Genomic DNA, 25,758 nt, shown 5'->3' with positions numbered 1-25,758 from the left:
TATCTATTATGACAGATCTTCAAATTGCGAAAAAGGTAACCTTAAAACCAATTACGGAAATAGCTGAAAAATTCGGAATAGATTCTGAACTCATAGAAATGTATGGAAAACATAAAGCTAAAATTCCAGTTTCTTGTATAGACAAAACTAAAGCCAACCTAAGCAAACTTATTTTAGTATCTGCTACATCACCTACTCCTGCTGGAGAAGGTAAAACAACCATTTCAATTGGATTATCTGAAGCTCTAAATAGATTGAATAAAAAAACCACTGTAGTGCTAAGAGAACCATCATTAGGTCCTGTTTTTGGAATAAAAGGCGGAGCTACAGGCGGAGGTTATGCACAAGTTTTACCATTAGAGGATATTAATTTACATTTTACTGGTGATTTTTCGGCTATTGAAAAAGCCAATAATTTACTTGCTGCAATAATTGACAATAATATTCAAAGTAAAACAAACTCTTTAGGCATTGATCCAAGAACGGTTACTTGGAAACGTGTATTTGATGTAAATGATAGAGCTTTAAGAAAAATAATTATTGGTTTGGGAGGGACTACTTTTGGCATACCAAGAGAAACTGGTTTTGATATAACTGCTGCGTCAGAAATCATGGCTATTCTTTGTATCTCTAAAGATTTAAGCGATTTAAAAAAGCGTATCGGTAATATTTTTATCGGTTATACATTTTCTAACAAACCCATTTACGCCAAAGACTTAAAAGTAGCTGGAGCAATGGCAGCTTTGTTACAACATGCTATAAAACCAAATTTGGTACAAACGATTGAAGGAAATCCAGCTATTATTCATGGAGGTCCTTTTGCAAACATTGCTCAAGGCACAAACTCTGTAATTGGCACATTAATGGGAATGACATTTTCAGATTATACTGTCACTGAAGCTGGATTTGGTTGTGACTTAGGCGCAGAAAAATTTTTAGATATTAAATGTCAAAGTGCAGATATTTCTCCTAAAGCTGTAGTGCTCACAACAACAATTAGAGCGTTAAAATATCATGGTGGTGCAGATTTAAAAGCATTAACTATTACTAATTTGGAAGCTTTAGAAAAGGGACTTCCAAATCTAGAAAAACACATTGAAAACATCCAGCAATTTGGGCTTACTCCTATAATTGCAATTAACAAATTTGAATCTGATAGTATTGAAGAAATACAATTGATAAAAGACTTTGCTAAAACTAAAAACATAAGCGTTGCTGTTGCAGATGTATGGGCTAAAGGTGGCGAAGGAGCTATTGAATTAGCTAAAAAAGTTATTGAGGTTGTTGAATCTAGTAAAACCAATTTTAAGCCTTTATATAAATGGGAAGACACAATAGAGTCTAAAATAGAAACTATAGCACAAAAGATATATGGTGCTGACCATGTAGAATATACCTCAAATGCTAAACGTCAACTAAAACGTATTAAAAACCTTGGCTTAAATCAATTAGCTATTTGTGTTGCAAAAACTGAAAAATCATTATCAGATAATCCAAAGCTTTTAGGTCGTCCTAAAGACTTTATTATTACCGTTAGTGAAATTGAAATAGCTTCTGGAGCTGGCTTTTTAATACCAATCACTGGAGATATTATGAGAATGCCTGGTTTGCCAACACACCCAGCCTCAGAAGGTATAGATATAAGTGATAGTGGAGAGATTAGTGGATTGTTCTAAAAAGTCTAGAAAAAAATATGATCATTTCACAGCTCAAATTTCATTAACAAAAAAAAGTCTTTCCTTTCGGAAAGACTTTAAATATCTTAATAGAAACTACAATTATATTGTAGCCACATATTTAGTTAACTGTGACTTTAAGTTACCAGCTTTGTTAGCATGAATAATATTCTTTTTAGCTAACTTATCTACCATACTAATAATAGATGGTAACATTTTCTGAGCTTCATTTGCATCAGTAATTTCACGTAACTTCTTTATAGCGTTACGAGTCGTTTTATGATGATACTTATTAAGTACACGTCTTTTTTCGTTACTTCTTATTCTTTTTAAAGCTGACTTATGATTTGCCATTATATTTTTTTCTTATTAAAAATTGTAGCCCGTAGGGGAATCGAACCCCTCTTACATGGATGAAAACCATGCGTCCTAGCCGATAGACGAACGGGCCATTTTGGTTATTAAATTATTTAAATGAACCTACAACGTTTCCATTGCGGATGCAAAAATACAACTATTTTTAAATTGTGCAACACCTTGATTAATTTTTTTTAAAAAAAATTAATATGCCTTAGCAAAAAGCACTCTTTGTGATGATGGTTTTCCACTATAAACACATACACCATCTTCTAGTTTATTGCTCATTGGTATACATCTAATCGTTGCCTTTGTTAGTTCCTTTATCTTTTGTTCAGTCTCAGCTGTTCCATCCCAATGTGCTGAAATAAAGCCTGTTTTTGTTTCTAAAACTTTTTTAAATGTTTCAAAATCATTTACCTCAGTAATGTGATCATCTCTATAATTTAAGGCCTTATTAAATAATTCATCTTGAATAACTTTTAAAAGATCTTTTATTGTAGACGTCAGTTCATCTATTTGAACAATTTCTTTTGTTAACGTATCTCGTCTTGCTAATTCAATAGTATTATTTTCTAAATCTTTTGGTCCTATTGCAATTCTCAAAGGCACACCTTGTAATTCGTGCTGCGCAAATTTTGCACCTGGTCTATGTGTTGTTCTTTTATCAAACTTACAGCTTATGTTTAATGCTTTAAGTTCTTTAATTATACTTTCTGCTTTCTCTGTTATGGCTTCAAACTGTTCATCATTCTTATAAATAGGAACAATAACCACTTGGAATGGAGCTAAATTTGGTGGTAAAACCAAACCTTTATCATCACTATGAGTCATAATTAAAGCTCCCATTAATCGTGTAGAAACTCCCCAAGATGTTGCCCAAACATAGTCTAACTTACCTTCATTATTGGTGAACTTAACATCAAAAGCTTTTGCGAAATTTTGACCTAAAAAGTGCGAAGTACCAGCTTGAAGCGCTTTTCCATCTTGCATTAGTGCTTCAATACAATATGTATCTAGAGCACCAGCAAAGCGCTCACTTTCTGTTTTTACACCTTTAATGACAGGCATAGCCATAAAATTTTCTGCAAATTTGGCATACACATCATTCATTTGTTCTGCCTCTACCAATGCCTCAGCTTTTGTTGCGTGTGCCGTATGGCCTTCTTGCCATAAAAACTCTGCTGTACGCAAAAATAAACGTGTTCGCATTTCCCAACGCACCACATTAGCCCATTGATTTATTAAAATAGGTAAATCTCTATAACTTTGAATCCATCCTTTATAAGTATTCCATATTATAGCTTCACTTGTTGGTCTAACCACAAGTTCTTCTTCTAATTTAGCTTCAGGATCTACACGTAATTTCCCTGCATTATCAGGGTCATTTTGTAATCTATAATGTGTAACAACAGCACACTCTTTAGCAAAACCTTCCGCATTCTTCTCTTCTGCTTCAAATAAACTTTTAGGCACAAATAATGGAAAATAGGCATTCTCATGCCCTGTCTCTTTAAACATTCTATCTAATTCAGCTTGCATTTTTTCCCAAATAGCATAGCCATATGGCTTAATTACCATACAACCTCTAACGGCAGAATTCTCTGCTAAATTAGCCTTTACAACCAATTCATTGTACCATTTTGAATAATCTTCAGCTCTACTCGTAAGATTTTTACTCATTTTCAGTGTTTTGGCACAAATATTGTGCTTATGTTAAATGTAATAAATAGTTCAGCAAAACTAACTATTTTTGCTATGTTCAACAATAAAATAAAAGAGATATGCAATTTAAAACTATTTTAATTCAAAAATTGCCATTTTTTGTTGCACTCGGTTTAGCTACCGTGTTAACTTCTTGTGGTTCGTTTCAGTATTCAGGATACGATAATGATGGTATCTATTCTACTGAAGATTACGAAACTGATGAAGCTGTAGTAACAACTTCCACTAACGATTCTAATTATTATAAAAACTATTTCGCAGAGAATTCTGCAGAAGTAGATGCTATACAAGAAGAAAGCGAAATTTTTACAGATGTAGATTCTTATGAAGGTAATTATGTAGAACAAGCTACAGATACTTTAGAACAACGACCAGCATATGGTGGTTGGGGACAAGACAATAATACTATAACTATAAATTATATAGATAATGGTTGGTATGGTTACAATAGTCCATGGATGTATGGAGGTGTTTATGGCTACTATGGTGGCTGGGGAAGACCTTGGGGCTGGAACAATTGGGGCTGGAACAATCATTGGGCATATGGTGGATTTTATGGTTATAACTCACCATGGAATTATGGCTATGGCTACGGTTATGGCTATAATAATTGGGGCTGGAATAACGGTTATTACAATAACGGATATTATAGAAACACAAGTAGATATGCCTACAGCAATTCTAGAAGAGGGTCTTTACTTTACAATAATAATTTGAGCCGTAGTAGAAGTAATTCTGCATTATCAACGAGACGAAATTATTCAACAAGCAGATTATCTAATTCATCAAGCATATCTAGAAACTCAACGCTTAGATCTAATACTTCAACAAGAACTATTAGAAATACAAGAGCTACAACTCCAACAACGCGTACTACAAGATCTAGCACTAGAATTACTAGACCATCTACAACTAGATCTTCTAATAGTACTAGATCAACTTCACCAACAAGAAGCACAAGATCAAGCGGAACCACTCGTTCTAGCTCTAGTAGCTCAAGATCTTCATCTAGTAGTGTAAGATCATCTGGAAGTTCTAGATCTAGTAGCGGTAGCAGTAGAAGTAGTTCATCTAGTAGTAGCAGCAGACGAGGAAGAGGTTAGACATTAAAATAATTCCAAATTAAAAAAACTTTACTTATGAAAAAATTACTTATGCTTTGCATAGGCTTAGTAAGCTCATCTTTTATTTTAGCACAAGACATTACAGATGCAGTAAGATATTCTATGGATGAAATCCAAGGTACTGCACGTTTTAAGGCTATGAGTGGTGCTTTTGGAGCCTTAGGCGGTGATATGTCTAGTGTTAATATTAATCCGGCAGGTTCTGCTATTTTTAACAACAGTCATGCATCAATATCATTAGGCTTATATAATAAAAGCAACGATATTAATTATTTTGGAGGCATTAATTCTTCATCAGACTTAAACGTAGATTTAAATCAATTAGGAGCTGTTTTTGTTTTTGATAATATGAATTCAAACTCACTTTGGAAAAAATTCTCATTGAGTGTGGCATATGATAGCTCTGGGAATTTTGATGATGACTGGGTTGCAAATGGAACTAACCCAAACAATTCTATTGGTGATTATTTTAGATTAAATGCCGAAGGATTAAGACTTGATGAAATTTCTGCCTTACCTGGAGAATCCATATCACAAGCTTATTCAGAAATTGGCTCTTTATTTGGTTTTCAAAACCAACAAGCCTTTTTAGGGTACGAAGGGTATATTATTAATCCCGTAGAAGATACTGATGAAAACACAAATTATACATCAAACATAAACGGAGGTGATTACAACCAACGCTTTGCATATTCAAGCACTGGCTATAATGGCAAACTAGCGTTTAACTTCGCCACTAGTTATAACGATAAATTTTATTTTGGTCTGAATCTGAATTCACATTTTATAAATTATGAACGCTCTACATTTTTAAATGAATCAAACTCAAATCTAAGTTCCACAGTAACCAATGTTAATTTTGAAAACAATTTACTGACCACAGGAACAGGATTCTCACTTCAATTAGGAGGTATTGCAAAAATAACTGAAGAATTAAGAGTTGGACTGTCTTATAACTCACCTACATGGTATAGAGTTTCGGATGAAACATCTCAATATTTAGCGACATCTAGAATAGAAGGCGGACAAAACATTAATCAATTTGTTAATCCAAATGTTATTAATATATATGAGGAATACAAACTACAAACTCCTGCTAAAATCACAGGTAGTTTAGCTTATGTCTTTGGAAAGCGTGGCTTATTGAGTCTTGATTATTCAATGAAGGATTATAGTAATACAAAATTTAAACCAACTTCTGACGCCTATTTTTCTGCAATAAATAACGACATCAACGACAGATTAACCTCAGCAGCCACTTTTAGATTAGGTGGTGAATATCGCTATAAACAAATGAGCTTTAGAGGTGGTTACCGTTTTGAAGAAAGCCCATATAAAGACACTGATTTTTATGGGGATTTAACTGGATACTCTTTAGGTCTTGGTTATAATTTTGGAAATATTAATTTAGATTTTGCTTTTAGCCAAGCCATGCGAGATACCAATTATCAATTATATGATGTTGGACTTACAGATGCAGCGTCTATTGAAACAAATTATACCGATTTCGTAGTAACCCTTGGATTTAATTTATAAATAAAATCTAAAGCTTAAAAAAAAAGCCTGAACATTACAGTAATGTTCAGGCTTTTTTTATGCTTTTTTGTTAAGCAATTATATTGATCTCAAAAGAATAAATCCTATTTCTTAAAAGCCTTTACTCCAGCTTTAATGTCTATATCAATATAATTTTCTCTAGGAACTATTGGGCAAGAATATTTCTCATTATAGGCACAATAAGGATTATAAGCAGAATTAAAATCAATCTCTATAGTATCTCCTTCAGGGATCTCTAAATCTATATATCTCCCACCACCATAAGTTAATGTGCCATTGGTATTATCTAGAAAAGGTAGAAACAAGTAATTTTCAAAACCTTCTTCTTGCATAAGTTCTTGTCCTTGGTATATATTCAACTGAAAAGATTTTCCTTTCAACTGAAAAGTTAAAATGCCAAAAACGCGCTCTTTAGATAAGCGATCTGTTGTTGTTTTCATATTAAACCATTCCGCATCTGGCAAACGTTTTATTGAGGCTTTTACAACAAAAACAGAATCATAAGAAAAGAAGTCTAACCCTTCAAATGTTTTTAAATCTTTTGCTTTTAATGGAGATTTTGAAGCGTCCTTAAATTCATCATTCATAGTTTTCTGAAAAAGAGTTTCTTCTATAGTCTTTGTTTGGTGCTGCGCACAACCAAACGAAAAAACAACTAAAAAAAGCAATAATAAATTCTTCATTCTACATAAATTTTAATCCCAAAAATACAACATATCAAATTTTATTGTAGCTTTGAGCTAATAATAAAAGAAAAACAATGTTACAGATTATTAGATATACAAAGCAAACCACCGTGATTTCTTGGGAAGTCATTCGGACGCATTATCTATTGTAACAATTCACATATATTATTAAACAATATTTAAAAGTCCGACCTAACCGTCGGACTTTTTATATTTATACAACCACCAAAATGAATAAAATATACACCAACTATATAAACAACTTTAAAGGACTTTCTAAAGAAGTTTGGTTGCTTGCACTTATTACTCTAATAAATAGAGCAGGTACTATGGTCATTCCATTTTTGTCTAAATATCTTAAAGAAAACCTAGAATTTTCAATACCAGATGCTGGCACAATTTTAATGTTCTTTGGTATTGGCTCATTAATTGGTTCATGGCTTGGTGGTAAATTAACAGACCAAATAGGATTCTACAAAGTGATGTTTTACAGCTTACTTTTTACCGGATTTGGCTTCATTATTTTACAATACATTACATCATTTCTAGGTTTATGTATTGGTATTTTAGTACTTATGAGTATTGCAGACACCTTTAGACCTGCATTATTTGTATCACTTAAAACTTATAGCAAACCAGAGAATCAAACACGTTCACTTACATTACTGCGATTAGCTATAAATTTAGGAATGGCTTTTGGTCCAATCATCGCTGGATTAATTATTGGGCTTGATGGTTATTCACTTTTATTTTGGATTGATGGCATCACATGTATTTTAGCCATTTTATTATTCAAATTATTAATAAAAGAAACCGTAAAAAAGGCCTCAATTGAAGAAAAACTAATTCATAAACAAAACAAAAACGCAGCATTAAAAGACAAATCATTTCTAATTTTTTTTACCATTAGTTTTTTAATTGCTTTATCATTTTTTCAATTAATTACATCAATGCCTATTTATCATTTTGATAAATATGGACTAACAGAATTGCAAACAGGTCTAATTATGTTTTTAAATGGAGCTCTAATTGTAATTTTTGAAATGCCACTTATTGCTTATTTAGAAGCTAAAAAAATCCTTCATACCAAACTGATATTATTTAGCTCAATATTATTTGCGCTTAGTTATTTTATTCTATTATTTGATGTTTGGGTTGGTATACTTATCATAAACATAATATTACTCACTTTTGCTGAAATGATTGGCTTTCCATATACCAATGCATTTGCTTTAAGTAGAGCAAAACCAGGAAGTGAAGGCAGTTATATGGCTCTATATACCATGTCATTTGCCCTCGCATTTATTGTAGGCCCTAAAATAGGAATGGATATTATTGAAAATTATGGTTATACTATAAATTGGATAATCACGGGATCATACAGTTTACTGGCTATTATTCTATCTATTTGGCTACAAAAACGTATAAAACGTAATTTATAATGAACTTAAACCAAATTACTATCTCATCGTTAGATAGCAGAACACCTGTAAAATTTCATAAAAAATTGGGACTAAAACTTATAGTTGATGCCTAACCATTATATACGCGTTTGGAGCGTCTTGATGGAGGCGCTACGTTTTCCATTCACCAGACTGAAGATTTATTAATCAATAAAGGAGTTAGTCCCTATTTTGAAGTTTAAAAAATGGTTTTTAAACTTCAAGAAAAAGGTATTATTTTTAATTCTGAAATAAAAGAACAGTCTTGGCTATGGCAGGAAGCACATATAAATGATTTTGATGGTATTTCCGTAATCATTTATCACAAAGAAAAAAACCTAAAAAGTCCGCATTGGAGAATCAATTAAAATTAAAAAATGAATACTGAACATAAAGACGTAGTAATTATAGGTGCAGGACCAATAGGTATTGCCTGTGCTTTAGAATGCAAAAAACATGGTTGGAATTACACTGTAATTGAAAAAGGAGCATTGACCAATTCCCTATTCAATTACCCTTTAAACATGACCTTTTTTTCCACCTCAGATAAATTAGAAATTGATAATATTCCGTTTATAAGCAACAACCCAAAACCAACTAGAAATGAGGCTTTAGAATACTACAGACGTGTTACAACATCAAACCACTTAAATATTAATTTATTTGAAAACGTACAATCTTTTGAGAAAACAGCTGATGGGTTTACAGTAATTTCAGATAAAAATAGCTATCATACAAAAAAAGTAATTATTGCTACAGGGTTTTATGATATACCAAATTTGCTAAATATACCAGGCGAAAATTTACCAAAAGTGCTACATTATTACAAAGAAGCACATCCTTATACGTTGCAAAATATTGCCATAGTTGGTGCGAGCAACTCATCTGTAGATGCCGCCTTAGAAATTTATAGAAAAGGTGGAAATGTAACCATGATTATTAGAAATGATGCCATAGGCGAACGTGTGAAATATTGGGTAAGACCAGATATTATTAATAGAATTGAAGAAGGCAGCATTAAAGCCTATTTTAATTCTGAAATTTCTAAAATTAAACCCAATGAAATTGTAGTAAAAACACCAAATGGTAATCTAACGCTTCCTAATGATTTTGTAATTGCACTTACAGGTTACAGGCCAAATTTTAAATTTTTAGCCAAAGCTGGTATTGAATTTTCTCAAGATGGAAAACAAATTCCTGTTTACAATTCTGAAACTATGGAATCTAATGTTAAAGGCATCTATCTTGCAGGTGTTATTTGTGGTGGATTAGAAACCCATAAATGGTTCATTGAAAATTCTAGGATTCACGCCAAAATAATTTCAAATCATATTGAAAACAACCTTATCTGATTATTTTAGAGGTTTTACCTCACTGTGTTTAATAACATGAGATAATACAATTTGAGTTTTTGTTTCACCAAAAATTATTAATTGGTCAATAAAGGTTTGAAGATGTCTTTGGTTTTTTAAAACCACTTCCATAACTATGTTTTCATTACCTGTAATCCTATAACAATTTACAACCTCATCATAGGTTTTTACCTTTTCTAAAAAGGGTTTTAACATGCCCATAAATGCACTTAATGTAATAAGCGCTTTAAACTGATAACCAACATCTAAAGGCGAAACAAAAGTGGTATACCCTTGAATGATTTCCGCATCTTCCATTTTTTTTATGCGCTCAGAAACCGCAGGTGATGTTACACCAACCTGCCTGCCAATCTCTGCATTAGACATACGTGCGTTATTTTGAAGGCACTTTAAAATCTTCCAATTTAATTCATCAATTATCATTTAAAGAAAATAAGCTTTAATAACATAAATATTAAAGTAAATATACAGAATAACTTTAAATATTAAAGCTTGAATTGAATTTTTGGGTTTAACTTCGTGTACATTGCTATTAAAATTATGAATTATAACCTGCCATTGCATTTTTCAGAATTACCTGTTTACCAGAAAGCTATGGATATCCTTGTGCTTTCCCGAAGCATATCCACGTATTTAAATCAGGATCTAAACTATTTAAAGGCAGATGGATCAGAAGATCAACACATTTATTTCACTGGCGACATCATACAACAATCTACTAATCTTGCACCTCAAATTATTAATGCAGAACAAGAAAGCTGCTCAGATAAAAAAAGTAAATATTTTGAAAGTCTAGATCGTTTAACTACCCGTTTATATAGAAATTGCAAAAAATTAGAAATGGCGAACAGTAATGGCAAAGATTATTTACCTATACTTAAAGGTGAATTAAGAAAATTCAGAAAATTAAAGCATCATTGGATGATGACATTATAAACCATTATTTCTGTTTTATAATATGCGCGTTATTCATAAAAGCATTCTGATAATTCTGTATTTTAGGGCTCATTGCATCTGCAATAATTAAAAACTGACATTTAGTAACACTTTCAGATAGTCTTAATATATGATTATAAGCATTATTTCGACCTAAATAATCAGCATCTTCAATAACAAAGAGTTGTACTTCCCCTAAATGAATTCCATTAAGAAAATAGAGTTTACTTAATCGAGAAGGCGTCGCAATTACAATGTCTTGTCCGTAATAGACTTCTGTTTTTTGTTTTTCAATATCATATTCATCATATAACGCATAAACCCTTAAGTCTGTATTTTTGGTAAAACGCTCAAATTCTTCTTTTAAGGCCAAAGCATCCGCTTTATCTTTTACTGTAATGATAGCTCTTGGTGAATCCTCAAAAGCTTCCGCTTTTAATTTATGAATAGTTGCAATAATCAATGCTGTAGTCTTACCACTTCCTTTTGGTGCAATCACATAGGCATCTGAACCTCCTTTTAAAGTAGGTAATACTTTTTTCTGAAATGCATTTGAAGTTTCAAATCCTGCATTTTCTAGGGATTCTTTTAATAAAGGGTGTAGTTTTTTGAAAGACATCTTACTGATTAAATCAATAGCTTGATTAATGATTTAGCTATTTAGATTTCAAAGATACTATTAATGACAAACTTTACAGTCGGCTTTGTCTTGTATTTCTCCAACCAAGTGTCCTTCGTCATTCATTTTAAAGCCACAGCAATCCATAAAACCTTGTGCTATTTGTTTTCTAGCACGTTGAATTTGTGATTTTACCGTGGATAATGATAAGTGTAATTGATTAGCAACCTCTTGTTGTTTTAAGCCTTTTATATCTGACAAAAACAAAGGGTCTCTATATTTTTTAGGTAAGCTTTTTATAATACCTCTAAGGCAATCTTGCTCGGAATGCGCTTTCATTTCTGGTTCCGATTCTATTTCTAGATCGTCTACAGGAATTTCTCGTTTACTTTCTCTAAAGTAATCTAAAATGGTATATCTAGCGATTGAAAACAACCATGATTTCAGCTTGCCTTCATCTTTTAAGGTATGTAACTTTGTGTGTACTTTAATAAAAGTTTCCTGAAGAATATCTTCCGTAATCACAGGATTCTTTACTTTACTTAAAATAAAGTGTCTTATGTCTTCTGCATAAATTCCCCAAACATCTTTCGTAGTCATATTCTAAATTAATTAAAATTAGTTCGGACACAAAACTTTGCATCCGAACTAACACTAATTTAACAATTACAATTTGTACATGTACAGTTATCACACGTACAGTTGTTACAATTTCCTTTTGAGCAACCTTCACAGTTGCAGTTACATTCTTTATTTTTCATGATATCTATTTTTTATGTTCATATAATAGACGAGATAATCTTGAAAAAGATGCAAAAAAGTTAATAATATTTACTGAATAAGAATTACTCTACTAATATTACGGCTTCATGAGTAATTGGAAAGTTGCAAGAATTAGCTATAAAGCATAAACTATTTGCTTCTTTATGTAAACTCAGCGCTAATTCTTTTTGATTAATATCCTTTATAGTCACTTTAGGTTTTAATCTTACGGTTTTAAAACTTCCGCTTCCTGAAGCATTAACTTCTAAATCGCCTTCAGCACTATCTGTATAGCTTAAAACTTCTATATTATTTTGAGCACAAACGTATAAGTAAGACATCATGTGGCATGATGTTAAAGCAGACAATAATAAATCTTCTGGATTATATAAAGCATCATCACCTCTAAATGGTTTTGCAGCCGATACTTTTAAAGCCGACAATTTATTCGCAATTGAAACTTCATGATTTCTACTAAAAGTTCTTGGATTTTGTGTGCTTTCACCTTGGTTAATAACCCAGTTTACTGTTGCTTTAAAAGTGTGTTTTATCGACATGCTATTTTATTTGTTGATGTAAAAAAAGCGTTTCTCAAGGAAACGCTTTTAGTTATTCTATTTAATTTTAGATGCTACACTACACTATGAATGAGAAATAGTAGTTCTCTGAGATGCTTCGGATGCGCTCAGCATAAGCGATTCACTCACTTTTTGCGAAAAGGCAAAAAGTGGTTCTCTGAGATACTTCGGCTGCGCTCAGTATAAGCGATTCACTCACTTTTTGCGAAAAGGCAAAAAATGGTTCTCTGAGATACTTCGACTGCGCTCAGTATAAGCGATTCACTCACTTTTTGCGAAAAGGCAAAAAGTGGTTCTCTGAGATGCTTCGGCTGCGCTCAGTATAAGCGATTCACTCACTTTTTGCGAAAAGGCAAAAAATGGTTCTCTGAGATACTTCGACTGCGCTCAGTATAAGCGATTCACTCACTTTTTGCGAAAAGGCAAAAAGTGGTTCTCTGAGATGCTTCGGCTGCGCTCAGTATAAGCGATTCACTCACTTTTTGCGAAAAGGCAAAAAATGGTTCTCTGAGATACTTCGACTGCGCTCAGTATAAGCGATTCACTCACTTTTTGCGAAAAGGCAAAAAGTGGTTCTCTGAGATGCTTCGGCTGCGCTCAGTATAAGCGATTCACTCACTTTTTGCGAAAAGGCAAAAAGTGGTTCTCTGCTTACATATTTCTGCGATACTGTCCTCCTACTTCAAATAAAGATGAAGTAATTTCACCTAAACTACATACTTTACAAACTTCCATTAAAGCTTCAAAAATATTTTCGTTGTTTATAGCACGTTGTTGTAAATCTTTCAACAATGCTGTAGTATCATTTGCTTCATGAAGATTTTTTAACGTTTTAATCTGAAATTGTTTTTCTTCTTCTGTTGCTCTAATGACTTCTGCAGGAATAACCGTTGGTGACCCTTTACTACTTAAGAAGGTATTTACACCAATAATTGGGAATTTTCCGCTGTGTTTCAATGTTTCATAGTACAAACTCTCTTCTTGTATTTTACTACGTTGGTACATGGTTTCCATAGCACCTAAAACGCCACCTCTTTCTGTAATTCTATCAAATTCTTGTAATACAGCTTCCTCTACTAAATCCGTTAATTCTTCAATAATAAAAGAACCTTGTATTGGATTTTCGTTTTTATTTAATCCTAATTCTTTATTTATAATGAGTTGAATTGCCATCGCACGTCTAACCGATTCTTCCGTTGGCGTTGTAATAGCTTCGTCATACGCATTGGTATGTAATGAATTACAATTATCGTAAATAGCGTATAAAGCTTGAAGCGTTGTACGTATATCATTGAAGTCAATTTCTTGAGCATGTAAACTTCGTCCTGAAGTTTGAATATGATATTTCAACATTTGTGCTCTAGCATTTGCACCATATTTATGCTTCATGGCTTTTGCCCATATTTTACGAGCCACACGACCAATTACTGCATATTCAGGGTCGATTCCGTTTGAGAAAAAGAACGATAAGTTTGGACCAAACTTATTGATATCCATACCACGACTTAAATAATATTCCACATACGTGAAACCATTAGATAAAGTCAATGCCAATTGTGTAATTGGGTTGGCACCTGCTTCTGCAATATGGTATCCAGAAATAGAAACCGAATAGAAATTACGAACATTATTCTCAATAAAATACTCTTGCACATCTCCCATTAAACGCAATGCAAATTCTGTAGAGAAAATACACGTGTTTTGTGCTTGATCTTCTTTTAAAATATCTGCTTGAACCGTTCCTCTAACTTGCGCAATGGTATTCTTTTTAATTTCTGCATACACATCTGCTGGTAATACTTGATCACCAGTAACACCTAAAAGCATCAACCCTAAACCATTGTTTCCTTCTGGTAATTCTCCGTTATAAGATGGACGTTCTTTGTCTTTATAAATCTCAGCAATTTTAGCTTCAACTTCTTTTTCTAGACCATTTTCTTTAATGTAAAATTCACATTGTTGGTCAATAGCAGCATTCATAAAGAACCCTAATAACATTGGTGCTGGTCCATTAATAGTCATACTTACCGATGTCATAACGTTTGCTAAATCAAAACCAGAATATAGTTTTTTAGCATCATCTAAACAACAAATACTAACACCTGCATTACCAATTTTACCATAAATATCTGGTCTTAAATCTGGATCATTTCCGTAAAGCGTTACACTATCAAAAGCAGTAGATAAACGCTTTGCTGGTAAACCTGCACTTACATAGTGAAAACGTCTGTTGGTACGTTCTGGTCCACCTTCTCCTGCAAACATACGTGCTGGATCTTCACCTGTACGTTTAAAAGGATATAAACCTGCCGTATATGGAAACTCACCTGGTACATTTTCTTGTAAACACCATCTTAAAATATCTCCCCAAGCTTGATACTTTGGTAACGCTATTCTTGGTATTTGTAAGTGTGATAACGACTCCGAATGTGTTTCAATCTTTATCTCTTTATCTCTTACTTTAAAGCTATAAATTGGATTTTTGTATTTGTTTACTTTCTCATCCCAACCGGTAATTACTTCCCAATTGTAAGGATCTAGATTTAATTTTACACGATCGAATTCACTAACTAAGAGTTTTACAAAATCTTCATTATCCTCATTGGGAGACATCGATTCTGAAGCAATTCCTGATTTATCTAATTCTGGTGTTGCGTCTAAAACAGATTCAATCGTTTTATAAATACCGTATAATTTCTGCACCACTTCAACTTGAGTATCTGCTTTTTTATCATAAGCCCTATTATTTTCTGCGATTTCAGATAAATAACGTGTTCTTGAAGGTGGAATCACAAAAATCTTTTCGCTCATTTCCTTAGAAATTTCAAAAGTAGATTTTAAATCTGCATCTGCTTTTTCAACCAACTTATCCATAATCGCTTTGTAAAGCGTGTTCATTCCAGGATCGTTAAATTGCGAGGCTATTGTTCCGTAAACAGGCAATTCTTCTTGCGGAATATCCCAAAGATTATTGTTACGCATGTATTGTTTTTTTACATCGCGCAATGCATCTAATGAACCACGTTTATCAAACTTATTAATCGCTACTAAATCTGCAAAATCGAGCATGTCAATTTTTTCTAATTGTGTAGCCGCACCAAATTCTGGAGTCATAACATATAATGCAACATCACTATGCTCCATAATTTCTGTATCTGACTGACCGATACCAGAGGTTTCTAATATAATTAAATCGAATTCTGCAGCCTTTAAAACTTCAATGGCTTCGTTTACATATTTAGATAAAGCTAGGTTAGACTGACGCGTAGCTAAACTTCGCATATACACTCTTGAATTGTTGATAGCATTCATACGAATACGATCACCTAAAAGTGCTCCACCTGTTTTTCGTTTAGAAGGATCCACAGAAACCAAACCAACAGTTTTATTAGGAAAATCGATTAAAAAACGACGCACTAATTCATCTACCAAAGATGATTTACCTGCTCCACCTGTACCTGTGATTCCTAAAACTGGTGTTTTTGAATTTTTATTTTTAGTATGAATTGCTTCAAGTGTTTCTTTTGCTACATCAGGGAAATTTTCAGCCGAAGAAATCACTCTTGCAATAGCTTTTGGATTTTTTTCATGAAGCATTTTACCTTCATCAGCCAATTGATCACCAATTGCAAAATCTGATTGTTGAACCAAATCGTTAATCATACCTTGCAAACCAAGTGCTCTTCCATCGTCTGGCGAATAGATTCTGGTAATACCATAATCCATTAATTCTTTAATTTCTTCAGGAAGAATAACTCCACCTCCACCACCAAAGATTTTAATGTGTTCTGCTCCTTTTTCTTTGAGCAAATCGTACATGTATTTAAAATACTCATTATGTCCGCCTTGATAAGAGGTAAGTGCAATAGCATTTGCATCTTCTTGGATCGCCGTATTTACCACTTCTTCTACACTTCTATCGTGACCCAAATGAATCACTTCCACTCCTGTAGATTGTATTATACGACGCATAATATTTATAGCAGCATCATGCCCATCAAAGAGCGATGCGGCTGTTACTATACGTACTTTGTATTTTGGCTTATAAGGTGCAACTTGTTCCATTCTTAAAAATCTAGCTTATTTGAGCGACAAATTTAAGGAATATTCAAAAAATTAATGCAATAATCGATAAATATCTAAAACTTGAAGAAACTCAGTATCAGTAACATTTTTAATTACTTTTAACAATCCATTCAAGTTTAGTTTTATGCAGAAAATTACGTTACTTATTCATTGTGAAGATCAACCCAATATAATTGCTTCTGTCACAAATTTCATGGCTTCTAATGATGGTAATATTGTTTATATAGATCAACACGTAGACAGAGAACAAAATATCTTTTTTATGCGTTTGGAATGTGAATTTGTATCTGATTCTTTTTCTCTTGAAGCGTTTAAACAACTATTTAGTACTACTCTAGCAGATAAATTTAAACTAGATTGGAAAATTTTTTCTGCTGAAAGAAAACCGAAGATGGCTTTGTTTATTTCTAAATATGATCATTGCTTGTATGATATTTTAGGGCGTTACAATTCGGGTGAATTACATCTTGAAATTCCTTTTATATTAAGTAATCATCTCGATTTAAAACCAATTGCTGATAATTTTAATATTCCTTTTTATCACGTACCTGTTACAAAAGCCACAAAACATGAAGCAGAACAGGAACAATTAAAGTTGCTTGAAGCCCATAATATTGATTTTATCGTTTTAGCAAGATACATGCAAATTGTTTCTAAAACTTTAATTGATAACTACCCAAATAGAATAATTAATATTCACCATTCTTTTTTACCAGCCTTTGTAGGAGCTAAACCTTATCATTCGGCTTATAAACGTGGTGTTAAAATTATTGGTGCTACGAGTCATTATATTACTGAAGAGCTTGATGCTGGTCCAATTATACAACAAGATGTTGCACATGTATCACATACGCACTCTATTAAAGATTTAATTGCAAAAGGACGCGATTTAGAAAAAATCGTTCTATCTAATGCTATAAAACTTCATGCAGATAGAAAAGTGATGGTTTTTAATAATAAAACAGTTATTTTCTCTTAAAATTCTCTATTCTTAATGCGTATTTTTCACTTAGAATTAAATATTATTTTTAATTTTAATTTTATATACAGCATTAAACATCCCTTTGTTTACTTACCATTAAGGCTTCTCTAAGATTAAAATTCCTCATTAATACATGTCTTAATAAAAAGTTAATGTGACCTATCTTAAATAAATGTCTCTAATAAGATGTAAGGCATTAAATTTTCTTACCACAAGATATAATCTATTAACAAATTAATTTTTTTTAACCATGAAACAAAAACTATTATTATTGGTTTGCTTTATTGCAGGAATTGGATTTTCGCAAGCACAAGGCTTACCAACCAACCCAGAACCAGGAAAGTGTTACGTAAAATGTATCACTAAAGATTCTTTTAAAGAAGTAGAGGAAACGATACAAACGTATCCTGCTTACACAACTTTACAAGTTGTTCCTGCAACTTACAAAACTGTAGAAGAAAGTGTATTAGTAAAAGAAGCTACAAAGAAATTTGTATACGTACCAGCTACTTACGAAAATGTTGAAGTGCCTTACGTAAATCAAGAAGGTCGTACAGATTTAAGAGTTGTACCTGCTAGTTTTGGTAATGACTCAAGAACTTTTGAAGTTCACCCTCAAACTTCTGGTTGGGAATATAAAGTATTAGAAGATTGTCCTTCAGTGAATAAAGATGATTGTGTTGCTGCATGTTTCGTTGAGTATCCTGCACAATCTAGAGATGTAAGTTTTACAACTTTATCATCAGACGCTAGTACAAATGCTGTTCCTGTATCTGAAAAAACAACAACTTACACAAAACGTGTTATTAAAACTCCTGCAAGAATGGACGAAATCCAAATTCCTGCTGAGTACAAAACAATTAAAAGAAAAGTAATTGAAACTCCGGCTTCTACAACTACAAACACTATTGCTGCACAGTACCAAACTGTTACAAGAACTGTTTTAGATAAAAAAGGTGGTATTACAACTTGGGAAGAAGTTGATTGTGAGTTATTAGATCCAAACGTATTACCTGTATTTTATGAATTAGGTAGCGCAAGATTAACACCTGCTTCTAAAAAGACTATTGACGAAACTTTATTACCAATCTTAACGGATTCTAACGTAAGTATTGAAATTATGTCTCATACAGATTCTAGAGGTAACGATGACTTTAACCAGTCTTTATCTCAACAAAGAGCTAACTCTGTAGTAAACTATTTAGTATCTAAAGGTATCACTAGAAGCAGATTATCTGCAAAAGGATATGGTGAAACTAGATTAACAAACAGATGTTCTAATGGTTCTGATTGTTCAGAAGCGCAACACCAAAGAAACAGACGTACTGAATTTAGAGTTTTAAGTAACTAAGAATTAAGTAAGTTTTAATATTACAAAGAGCTCCTATAATAGGAGCTCTTTTTTTTTTGTGCGCTTTTATCAAGATTCTAAACGTTATAACCTCTGCAATTAATTTGAAGCTGTCGTTTCATTCATATTATAAAATCAAAATAAAGGCTACTTACAAGTCTTACAATTCTTTTGTAATTTGCTTTTAACACTAGGACTGTATGTGATACAATGAAAGGAATACGTTATCATAAAATTGATTGACTAAAGCAGAGAATAACACCATCTACCATGAATCTATTTATTATAATTATGCATAATCTAATATGGCTATAAGTCAATTAATAAAAGATAACATGTAGACATTTAAAAGTTAGTTCTTAAAACTGCGTATACGTTTTAAGGAGTATTCTTTTGTATATAATAAACAGGATAAGACATTGTAAAGAAATGCACTATAATGAAATTAATAGACTAAAGTAGAGTATAACAACATCCACAATAAATCCATCAATTATAGTTCTACAACATCTATAATGGCTATAAGTGAATTGACAAAAGATAACACTTCATATTTAAAAATCAACTCTTAGAACTCCGTATACGTTTTAAGGAGTATTCTTTTGTATATGATAAACAGGATAAGACACTGTCTTCTTTTCTGCAGTAATACCAAAATTATCTTCTAAATCGGTTTGCATCAGTTGAAAAAACTTATAATGAAAATCCCAATCGTGAAGCGAGAGGCTAATTTCATTATCATCAGGCACAATTATAGGCATATCTAAGACATAAGATAGTTGATATGCAACATCTTTTAAGGATACATTATCTGCTTTTATTTGAGAATCACCAACTAAATATTTCGCATTGTTTTTGCCCCAATCTATTTGATCTGTACCCCAAAATCGAGGAGTTGCTACAACAAAACTAATCCCTTCACCTTCGCTATATTTTCTTTTTATCCCAAGCTTCATTTCAGTAATAAGCTTAACGGCAAGATTTTCATTTTGATTAAACGGTTTTTTAAAATAAACCTCGTAATTAGTATCTAACCCTTCCTCTAACACAATTTGATTCTTATATATTTTCGCTAAATAACTTACAATACGAGTTAACGAACCTGACAACTTTAAATAGTTATCAGCATCTACTACAGATAAATCTTCTACCTCAGCTAACAATGGTTTTATCTCTAAATCTTCTTTTGGAATATACTCTTCGTTAAATTCTTCTTCATCAGTAACAACTTTAATAAATGAATTAAGAGATGTACTAGATGTTTGTTGTTTTAAAAATTTAGTGACAACATTAGCTTTTAAATCTGGCGCACCACCTCTCCACAATACTTTTCCGTTGCTATTAAACAAAACTCCATCTGGTATTGCTGTAACATTAAATTCTTTATGTGTTTCTCCATTGTAATCAATCGCAATGGCTAATTCCGCAGGCTTTCTTTCTAAAAAGCGCTCCACAGTAAGCGGATTTTCTTTAGTCATTGACACAATATATAAATCATTAGGAAATTGCTTTTGCAACACTCCTAAATGCTCCTTAGCCGTAATACATGGACCACACCATGTTGCCCAAAAATCAACAAAATAAAGTTTATTATTATCTGATGTTGCAATTTTAGATTCTTGTAAAAATTCAGAAACCTTAATTTGATTTTGTGCATTAACACTAAAGCACACTAAAAATGAAAGCAACCCAAACAGGTTTTTTTTATACAATTCCATAAACTATATTATCTTTAAATAAGGTATAATCAAATATGATGCTAAAATAAGGATTTGAAAAAATAAAAAGACATTTAACAACAATACCTTGAAGCAATTATACATTAATAATTTAAAATTGACCAAATTATATCCTGAAAACAGAAAAGTACTTTTAAGATTCATTAGGATAATAATAACACCATAGCTGAAGTTTTATTTTATCTTTGCAAAAAAACATACTTATGAAAAAATTTTTGACCTCAGTTTTATGCCTTTCTCTTTTATTTTCTTGTGCAGAATTACAACAAGTAGTTGATTCGTTACCACAAGCAGAAGGAGTACTTAGTAATACTGATATTGCAGCAGGCTTAAGACAAGCTTTAGATCTTGGTATTGATAAACAAGTAACTAAATTAACGGCAGAAGATGGGTTCTTTAAAAATGAATTAGTTAAAATAGTTTTACCAGAAGAATTACAAAAAGTAGATAATACTTTACGTAAAGTAGGCTTGAGTAGTTTAGCTGATGAAGGTCTAAAAATATTAAACAGAGCAGCAGAAGATGCGGTTAAAGAAGCGACACCAATTTTTGTTAATGCAGTAAAGGATATCACTTTTGATGACGCTAAAAATATTTTACTAGGCCAAGATAATGCTGCAACATCATATTTAACAACAAAAACTCAAACAGAACTTTATAGTAAGTTTAAACCTGTTATAGAAAACTCATTTAGTAAAGTAGGTGCAGACAAAATTTGGACAAACTTAATCACTAAGTACAACAGCCTTCCTTTAACAAGTAATGTAAACCCTGATTTAACGGATTACGTCACTAACGAAGCCTTAAAAGGTGTATATACTATGATAGCTGTTGAAGAAAAGGAAATAAGAGAAAAGACATCTTCTAGAAGTACAGATTTATTGAAGAAAGTATTTGCACTTCAGGATTAAACAAATGTTAAATTCTCTTTTTTTGTAATTAAGATTAACTCTGTTTAAAGATAAATCACTAAATTCAAAGTACTAAATAATAATTTTGATGTTGTGGCTAATCTAAATAGACTTCTAAACAAAAAAGATAAACTCAATAAAAAGTATAAGCGACTCATTGAAGACGCCTATAATCTAAGGCAAACAGATCATGCTTTAAGTGATATTTCTGAGTATAAAGCGACAAAAGTACTTTACAAAATTAATAAACTGAAGTTTGTTGTAGGTGATACAAAATTTCAGGCAAATTAATTCTGACATATTAAATATCAAAACATTACACTATTTTAATCTAATCCTAATATTAACATAACATACAACGTATAGAATATAACCATCTTTGCAATGCAAGAGATTGAGTTAGTTAAATCTTGAATTAGAATTGTTAGTTTAGAGTCGGTATTTAGTGAGATATCGACTTTTTTTTGCCTAAAAATGAAGTGTTTGAAAATATGTATATGCCTTTAGTAAATGGCTGCCATACCAAGAAAACATTTCTCCATCTACAATTTTTATAATCTTTTCAGGAAACAGCTTTTTGAATTCTAGTAGGTGCTCCTCTTTAAACGGAAATGGTTCACTCGACAGAAAAACAAGGTCAGCTTCTGTTAAAGTTGCATTATTTAAATCTATTTCAGGATAACGTTTTTCTTCTTCAAAAACATTTACAAATCCTGCCTCATCCAACATTATATTAATAAAATTATCAGATGCAGCAACCATCCAAGGATCTTTCCAAATAAAATAAGCGACTTTTAAATGCTTTTTATTTTGAAGCTTAAATGCTTCGCGTTCTAACTGAATATTTGACACTAAAGTTGAAGTTGTCCTTTTAACATTAAAAATTTCACCATACATGTTAATGAGCTCAAAGCAATCTTCAAGATTATAAATATCGCTGATATGAATTGGTGCAATTGCTTCTAAATCCTCAATTATTGTCTTTGTGTTTTCTTCTTTATTACAAAGAATGATATCTGGCTTTAAGTCTTTAATTTTTTGAATATCGATTTGTTTTGTACCACCCACAACAACTTTAGACATTCTAAGATGTTTAGGATGCACACAAAATTTAGTGACACCTACTATTAAAGCTTCTAATCCTAAATCCACTAACAATTCGGTTTGCGAAGGCACTAAAGAGACTATTCGTTTTGGTGCTTTTTTAAATTCAAGTGTTCTATTAAGTTGATCTTTATACGTCATTGCGAGCTATGCGAAGCAATTTATTTATAGTTCTATTTTAAAAGATTCCCATGTCATACTTCCTAGGAATGACGACTCAATTCAGTAGCCATCTGCTTCTGCAATTCTTCAGCTTTTACTGCAGCAGCTTCTGCAAAATTTTCGTCTTGTGAGGCGTAAATAATACCTCGAGACGAATTAATTAATAAACCAACAGAATCAGTCATTCCGTACTTACAAACATCTTGAAGATTACCACCTTGTGCACCAACACCAGGAACTAATAAAAAACTATCAGGAATAATTTTTCTAATATCTCCTAAATATTCAGCTTTAGTTGCTCCAACTACATACATTAAGTTTTCAGAATTTGTCCAAGATTTAGAAGTCTGCAATACTTGTTTGTATAATTCAACTCCATCAACAGTTTTAGTCTGAAAATCGAATGCTCCTTGATTAGAAGTTAATGCTAATAGAATGGTGTGTTTATCTTTAAAAGCCAAGAATGGTTCTACTGAATCTTTTCCCATATAAGGTGCAACCGTAACACTATCGAAACCTAAATCTTCGAAAAATGCTTTTGCATACATAGAACTTGTATTACCTATATCACCTCGCTTTGCATCTGCAATAGTGTAAATTTCAGGATGATTTTCGTTGAGATAGTTAATCGTTTTCTCTAATGCCTGCCAACCTTTAATTCCGTAGGCTTCGTAGAATGCTGTGTTTGGCTTATAAGCCACACACAAATGATGCGTTGCATCTATAATCGCTTTATTAAAAGCAAAAATTGGATCTTCTTCTTTTAATAAATGCTTTGGAAGTTTATTTAAATCAACATCTAATCCTATGCAAAGGAAGGATTTCTTTTTTTTGATTTGGTTGATAAGTTGTGTTGTTGTCACTTTACACTAAATTAATTAATAACTCTAGATTTAATAGTATCTGTAATGTCTTCAATAGATCCTAAACCATCAAAATCCTCAACATGTAATTTCGTTTTCATATAAGCAATTGCTGGTTTAGTTACATCTTCAAATACATCAATACGTTTTAAATGAATGGCTTTGTCTTTATCATCTTTTCGATTTGAAGTTTCTGCTCTTTTTTTAGCTCGTTTTAATAACTCCTCTCTTGGAACTTCAATATTAATAACTGTACTTATTTGCAGATCCCTATTGCTTACAATTTCAAGCAAGTCATTAACCTGAGCAATGGTCCGAGGATAACCATCTAAAATAACACCATTATTATCAGAGTTTTCCTCTAATATATTTCCGAAAAGATTTTTCATGATTTCATCAGGAACCAAATCTCCCTTCTCTTCATATTGAGACATTATTAAACCAATCTCTGTCTTGTTTTGCTTTTCTAATCTACAACGATCTCCTGTAGAAATATGCTGATAATTAAAAATCTCTTTTAAAAACTCGCATTGGGTACCTTTTCCGCTATAAGGTGGTCCTGTAATAATTATTATATCCATTTTACAAATAAAAAAAGCCTCAAAAAGAGGCTTTGGTTTAAATGACATCATCACTAGCTTTTAACAACTCAGTGTTTTCAGCTAACATTAATTCGTCTATTATTTTTTGAATATCACCATTTATGATATTAGATAAATCATAAAGCGTTAGTCCTATTCTATGATCTGTTACTCGTCCTTGTGGATAATTGTAAGTTCTAATTTTAGCACTTCTATCACCAGAACTTACCATACTCTTACGTTTTTCAGAATCTGCAGCTTGTTGCTTTGCTAATTCTAAATCGTATAAACGAGAACGTAAAACCTTTAAGGCTTTTTCTAAGTTTTTGTGTGAAGATTTTTGATCTTGACAACTTACAATCATTCCTGTTGGCTCATGGTGTAACTTAATTGCAGAATACGTTGTGTTCACCGACTGACCACCAGGACCTGTTGAAGTGGTACGCTCAATACGTACTTCTGTCATGTCTAACTCGTAATCAAATTCCTCTGCTTCTGGCAACACCATAACCGTTGCTGCACTAGTATGCACTCTACCTTGAGTTTCTGTTTGTGGCACACGTTGTACACGGTGTACACCTGCTTCAAACTTTAAAGTTCCATAAACATCTTCTCCAGAAACTTCAAAAATAATCTCTTTAAAACCACCAGATGTTCCATCACTCTGACTCACTACATCAACTCTCCAGCCTTTATCACTGCAGTATTTTGAATACATTCTGTATAAATCACCTGCAAAAATACTAGCTTCATCACCACCTGTTCCTGCACGTACCTCAACAACTACATTTTTAGCATCGTCTGGATCTTTAGGAATTAACATAAAGCGAATCTCCTCTTCAAGCTTTTCAATAGTTTCCTTAGCTTCTTCTAGCTGCATTTTAGCCATATCTACCATTTCGGCATCAGAGCCATCTGCAATGATTTCTTCAGCTTCAGTAACATTATCTGTTGCTTCTTTATAAATCTCACCTTTATCTACAATGAGTTTAAGATCCTTGTATTCTTTCATCAGCTTAGTGTAACGCTGCTGATCGGATATAATATCTGGCTGAATGATAAGGTCATTAACCTCATCAAACCGTTGTTTTATAATTTGTATTTTCTCTAACATCTCTCTTCAAAAATTGGAATTCAAAAATAC

24 protein-coding genes and 1 tRNA gene are annotated in these 25,758 nt (G+C 32.2%); 11 read left to right on the top strand and 14 right to left on the bottom strand.

Annotated features, from left to right (window positions below; translation table 11 throughout):
- Positions 1–8 precede the first annotated feature (8 nt).
- Positions 9–1,676: a formate--tetrahydrofolate ligase gene (locus ACJJVO_RS17675; RefSeq protein WP_405576535.1), complete on the top strand. Its 1,668-nt coding sequence runs from the start codon at positions 9–11 to the stop codon at positions 1,674–1,676.
- Between the two features lie 102 nt (positions 1,677–1,778).
- Here the strand turns inward: ACJJVO_RS17675 and rpsT are convergent, their stop codons facing one another.
- The 3 genes from rpsT to proS form a co-directional block, all read right to left on the bottom strand.
- Positions 1,779–2,030, bottom strand: a complete 252-nt coding sequence (rpsT, locus tag ACJJVO_RS17670; RefSeq protein WP_405576533.1) for a 30S ribosomal protein S20 — start codon at positions 2,028–2,030, stop codon at positions 1,779–1,781.
- Positions 2,031–2,055: 25 nt separating this feature from the next.
- A tRNA-Glu gene (locus ACJJVO_RS17665) sits at positions 2,056–2,127 on the bottom strand.
- A gap of 110 nt (positions 2,128–2,237) precedes the next feature.
- Positions 2,238–3,716 carry a proline--tRNA ligase gene (gene proS / locus ACJJVO_RS17660; protein WP_405576531.1) on the bottom strand — a complete coding sequence of 493 codons (1,479 nt, stop codon included), beginning with the start codon at positions 3,714–3,716 and terminating at the stop codon, positions 2,238–2,240.
- 101 nt (positions 3,717–3,817) lie between these two features.
- On the opposite strand from proS, the gene ACJJVO_RS17655 reads away from it, so the two are divergent.
- Positions 3,818–4,861 (top strand): hypothetical protein, encoded by a 1,044-nt coding sequence (locus ACJJVO_RS17655; protein ID WP_405576529.1) that lies wholly within the window; start codon positions 3,818–3,820, stop codon positions 4,859–4,861.
- Between the two features lie 36 nt (positions 4,862–4,897).
- A complete protein-coding gene (locus ACJJVO_RS17650; protein ID WP_405576527.1) occupies positions 4,898–6,418 on the top strand; it encodes an OmpP1/FadL family transporter in 1,521 nt (506 codons plus the stop codon).
- Between the two features lie 104 nt (positions 6,419–6,522).
- Here ACJJVO_RS17650 and ACJJVO_RS17645 read toward each other — a convergent pair whose 3' ends face one another.
- Positions 6,523–7,122, bottom strand: a complete 600-nt coding sequence (locus tag ACJJVO_RS17645; RefSeq protein ID WP_405576525.1) for a DUF1684 domain-containing protein — start codon at positions 7,120–7,122, stop codon at positions 6,523–6,525.
- A 233-nt stretch (positions 7,123–7,355) separates the two neighbouring features.
- Here ACJJVO_RS17645 and ACJJVO_RS17640 point away from each other — a divergent pair, with 233 nt between their 5' ends.
- The 3 genes from ACJJVO_RS17640 (at position 7,356) to ACJJVO_RS17630 (ending at position 9,919) form a co-directional block, all read left to right on the top strand.
- Positions 7,356–8,567, top strand: a complete 1,212-nt coding sequence (locus ACJJVO_RS17640; protein WP_405576523.1) for an MDR family MFS transporter — start codon at positions 7,356–7,358, stop codon at positions 8,565–8,567.
- Between the two features lie 206 nt (positions 8,568–8,773).
- A complete protein-coding gene (locus ACJJVO_RS17635) occupies positions 8,774–8,935 on the top strand; it encodes a hypothetical protein (protein WP_405576521.1) in 162 nt (53 codons plus the stop codon).
- Positions 8,936–8,944: 9 nt separating this feature from the next.
- Entirely contained in the window at positions 8,945–9,919 is a 975-nt protein-coding gene (locus ACJJVO_RS17630; protein ID WP_405576519.1) for a YpdA family putative bacillithiol disulfide reductase, read from the top strand.
- On the opposite strand, the gene ACJJVO_RS17625 is transcribed toward ACJJVO_RS17630, so the two are convergent.
- The gene (locus ACJJVO_RS17625; RefSeq protein ID WP_405576517.1) at positions 9,920–10,363 is read right to left on the bottom strand and encodes an Lrp/AsnC family transcriptional regulator; all 444 of its coding nucleotides are present in this window, start codon (positions 10,361–10,363) and stop codon (positions 9,920–9,922) included.
- 117 nt (positions 10,364–10,480) lie between these two features.
- Here ACJJVO_RS17625 and ACJJVO_RS17620 point away from each other — a divergent pair, with 117 nt between their 5' ends.
- Positions 10,481–10,876 carry a hypothetical protein gene (locus ACJJVO_RS17620; protein WP_405576515.1) on the top strand — a complete coding sequence of 132 codons (396 nt, stop codon included), beginning with the start codon at positions 10,481–10,483 and terminating at the stop codon, positions 10,874–10,876.
- 4 nt (positions 10,877–10,880) lie between these two features.
- Here the strand turns inward: ACJJVO_RS17620 and ACJJVO_RS17615 are convergent, their stop codons facing one another.
- From ACJJVO_RS17615 to ACJJVO_RS17600, 4 genes are all read right to left on the bottom strand, one after another.
- Entirely contained in the window at positions 10,881–11,495 is a 615-nt protein-coding gene (locus ACJJVO_RS17615) for a DEAD/DEAH box helicase (protein ID WP_405576513.1), read from the bottom strand.
- Positions 11,496–11,555: 60 nt separating this feature from the next.
- Positions 11,556–12,095, bottom strand: coding sequence for a sigma-70 family RNA polymerase sigma factor (locus ACJJVO_RS17610; RefSeq protein WP_405576511.1), 540 nt, complete (start codon positions 12,093–12,095; stop codon positions 11,556–11,558).
- Positions 12,096–12,340: 245 nt separating this feature from the next.
- Complete coding sequence (locus ACJJVO_RS17605; RefSeq protein ID WP_405576509.1) at positions 12,341–12,814, bottom strand: OsmC family protein; 474 nt, start codon at positions 12,812–12,814, stop codon at positions 12,341–12,343.
- A gap of 672 nt (positions 12,815–13,486) precedes the next feature.
- Positions 13,487–16,900: a methylmalonyl-CoA mutase family protein gene (locus tag ACJJVO_RS17600; RefSeq protein ID WP_405576507.1), complete on the bottom strand. Its 3,414-nt coding sequence runs from the start codon at positions 16,898–16,900 to the stop codon at positions 13,487–13,489.
- 145 nt (positions 16,901–17,045) lie between these two features.
- Here ACJJVO_RS17600 and purU point away from each other — a divergent pair, with 145 nt between their 5' ends.
- Positions 17,046–17,900: a formyltetrahydrofolate deformylase gene (gene purU / locus ACJJVO_RS17595; protein ID WP_405576505.1), complete on the top strand. Its 855-nt coding sequence runs from the start codon at positions 17,046–17,048 to the stop codon at positions 17,898–17,900.
- A gap of 253 nt (positions 17,901–18,153) precedes the next feature.
- Complete coding sequence (locus tag ACJJVO_RS17590; RefSeq protein ID WP_405576503.1) at positions 18,154–19,254, top strand: OmpA family protein; 1,101 nt, start codon at positions 18,154–18,156, stop codon at positions 19,252–19,254.
- 587 nt (positions 19,255–19,841) lie between these two features.
- Here ACJJVO_RS17590 and ACJJVO_RS17585 read toward each other — a convergent pair.
- The gene (locus ACJJVO_RS17585) at positions 19,842–20,972 is read right to left on the bottom strand and encodes a TlpA family protein disulfide reductase (protein WP_405576501.1); all 1,131 of its coding nucleotides are present in this window, start codon (positions 20,970–20,972) and stop codon (positions 19,842–19,844) included.
- Positions 20,973–21,196: 224 nt separating this feature from the next.
- Here ACJJVO_RS17585 and ACJJVO_RS17580 point away from each other — a divergent pair, with 224 nt between their 5' ends.
- A complete protein-coding gene (locus ACJJVO_RS17580; protein WP_405576499.1) occupies positions 21,197–21,904 on the top strand; it encodes a DUF4197 domain-containing protein in 708 nt (235 codons plus the stop codon).
- Between the two features lie 93 nt (positions 21,905–21,997).
- A complete protein-coding gene (locus tag ACJJVO_RS17575) occupies positions 21,998–22,195 on the top strand; it encodes a Lacal_2735 family protein (RefSeq protein ID WP_405576497.1) in 198 nt (65 codons plus the stop codon).
- Positions 22,196–22,372: 177 nt separating this feature from the next.
- Here ACJJVO_RS17575 and ACJJVO_RS17570 read toward each other — a convergent pair whose 3' ends face one another.
- The 4 genes from ACJJVO_RS17570 to prfA all read right to left on the bottom strand — a co-directional run bounded on the left by ACJJVO_RS17570 (position 22,373) and on the right by prfA (position 25,728).
- Entirely contained in the window at positions 22,373–23,149 is a 777-nt protein-coding gene (locus tag ACJJVO_RS17570; RefSeq protein ID WP_405576495.1) for an ABC transporter substrate-binding protein, read from the bottom strand.
- Between the two features lie 62 nt (positions 23,150–23,211).
- Positions 23,212–24,033, bottom strand: coding sequence for an orotidine-5'-phosphate decarboxylase (gene pyrF / locus ACJJVO_RS17565; RefSeq protein ID WP_405576493.1), 822 nt, complete (start codon positions 24,031–24,033; stop codon positions 23,212–23,214).
- An 11-nt stretch (positions 24,034–24,044) separates the two neighbouring features.
- Positions 24,045–24,665, bottom strand: coding sequence for an adenylate kinase family protein (locus tag ACJJVO_RS17560; RefSeq protein ID WP_405576491.1), 621 nt, complete (start codon positions 24,663–24,665; stop codon positions 24,045–24,047).
- Positions 24,652–25,728, bottom strand: a complete 1,077-nt coding sequence (gene prfA / locus ACJJVO_RS17555; protein WP_405576489.1) for a peptide chain release factor 1 — start codon at positions 25,726–25,728, stop codon at positions 24,652–24,654. Before prfA ends, ACJJVO_RS17560 begins: the two co-directional genes overlap by 14 nt.
- Positions 25,729–25,758: the final 30 nt, after the last annotated feature.

Origin of the sequence: Winogradskyella sp. Asnod2-B02-A, assembly GCF_045063645.1 — a bacterium.
In the GTDB taxonomy this organism is placed as follows: domain Bacteria; phylum Bacteroidota; class Bacteroidia; order Flavobacteriales; family Flavobacteriaceae; genus Winogradskyella.
Note: the sequence above shows the minus strand (reverse complement) of the source record. Positions and strands in the feature narration are given on the sequence as shown.

What these genes read in the sequence shown, in the direction of transcription:
- ACJJVO_RS17675 (WP_405576535.1), top strand. Translation starts at nt 9, where the DNA reads ATGACAGATCTTCAAATTGCGAAAAAGGTAACCTTAAAACCAATTACG.
- rpsT (WP_405576533.1), bottom strand. Translation starts at nt 2,030, where the DNA reads ATGGCAAATCATAAGTCAGCTTTAAAAAGAATAAGAAGTAACGAAAAA.
- proS (WP_405576531.1), bottom strand. Translation starts at nt 3,716, where the DNA reads ATGAGTAAAAATCTTACGAGTAGAGCTGAAGATTATTCAAAATGGTAC.
- ACJJVO_RS17655 (WP_405576529.1), top strand. Translation starts at nt 3,818, where the DNA reads ATGCAATTTAAAACTATTTTAATTCAAAAATTGCCATTTTTTGTTGCA.
- ACJJVO_RS17650 (WP_405576527.1), top strand. Translation starts at nt 4,898, where the DNA reads ATGAAAAAATTACTTATGCTTTGCATAGGCTTAGTAAGCTCATCTTTT.
- ACJJVO_RS17645 (WP_405576525.1), bottom strand. Translation starts at nt 7,122, where the DNA reads ATGAAGAATTTATTATTGCTTTTTTTAGTTGTTTTTTCGTTTGGTTGT.
- ACJJVO_RS17640 (WP_405576523.1), top strand. Translation starts at nt 7,356, where the DNA reads ATGAATAAAATATACACCAACTATATAAACAACTTTAAAGGACTTTCT.
- ACJJVO_RS17635 (WP_405576521.1), top strand. Translation starts at nt 8,774, where the DNA reads ATGGTTTTTAAACTTCAAGAAAAAGGTATTATTTTTAATTCTGAAATA.
- ACJJVO_RS17630 (WP_405576519.1), top strand. Translation starts at nt 8,945, where the DNA reads ATGAATACTGAACATAAAGACGTAGTAATTATAGGTGCAGGACCAATA.
- ACJJVO_RS17625 (WP_405576517.1), bottom strand. Translation starts at nt 10,363, where the DNA reads ATGATAATTGATGAATTAAATTGGAAGATTTTAAAGTGCCTTCAAAAT.
- ACJJVO_RS17620 (WP_405576515.1), top strand. Translation starts at nt 10,481, where the DNA reads ATGAATTATAACCTGCCATTGCATTTTTCAGAATTACCTGTTTACCAG.
- ACJJVO_RS17615 (WP_405576513.1), bottom strand. Translation starts at nt 11,495, where the DNA reads ATGTCTTTCAAAAAACTACACCCTTTATTAAAAGAATCCCTAGAAAAT.
- ACJJVO_RS17610 (WP_405576511.1), bottom strand. Translation starts at nt 12,095, where the DNA reads ATGACTACGAAAGATGTTTGGGGAATTTATGCAGAAGACATAAGACAC.
- ACJJVO_RS17605 (WP_405576509.1), bottom strand. Translation starts at nt 12,814, where the DNA reads ATGTCGATAAAACACACTTTTAAAGCAACAGTAAACTGGGTTATTAAC.
- ACJJVO_RS17600 (WP_405576507.1), bottom strand. Translation starts at nt 16,900, where the DNA reads ATGGAACAAGTTGCACCTTATAAGCCAAAATACAAAGTACGTATAGTA.
- purU (WP_405576505.1), top strand. Translation starts at nt 17,046, where the DNA reads ATGCAGAAAATTACGTTACTTATTCATTGTGAAGATCAACCCAATATA.
- ACJJVO_RS17590 (WP_405576503.1), top strand. Translation starts at nt 18,154, where the DNA reads ATGAAACAAAAACTATTATTATTGGTTTGCTTTATTGCAGGAATTGGA.
- ACJJVO_RS17585 (WP_405576501.1), bottom strand. Translation starts at nt 20,972, where the DNA reads ATGGAATTGTATAAAAAAAACCTGTTTGGGTTGCTTTCATTTTTAGTG.
- ACJJVO_RS17580 (WP_405576499.1), top strand. Translation starts at nt 21,197, where the DNA reads ATGAAAAAATTTTTGACCTCAGTTTTATGCCTTTCTCTTTTATTTTCT.
- ACJJVO_RS17570 (WP_405576495.1), bottom strand. Translation starts at nt 23,149, where the DNA reads ATGACGTATAAAGATCAACTTAATAGAACACTTGAATTTAAAAAAGCA.
- ACJJVO_RS17560 (WP_405576491.1), bottom strand. Translation starts at nt 24,665, where the DNA reads ATGATGTCATTTAAACCAAAGCCTCTTTTTGAGGCTTTTTTTATTTGT.
- prfA (WP_405576489.1), bottom strand. Translation starts at nt 25,728, where the DNA reads ATGTTAGAGAAAATACAAATTATAAAACAACGGTTTGATGAGGTTAAT.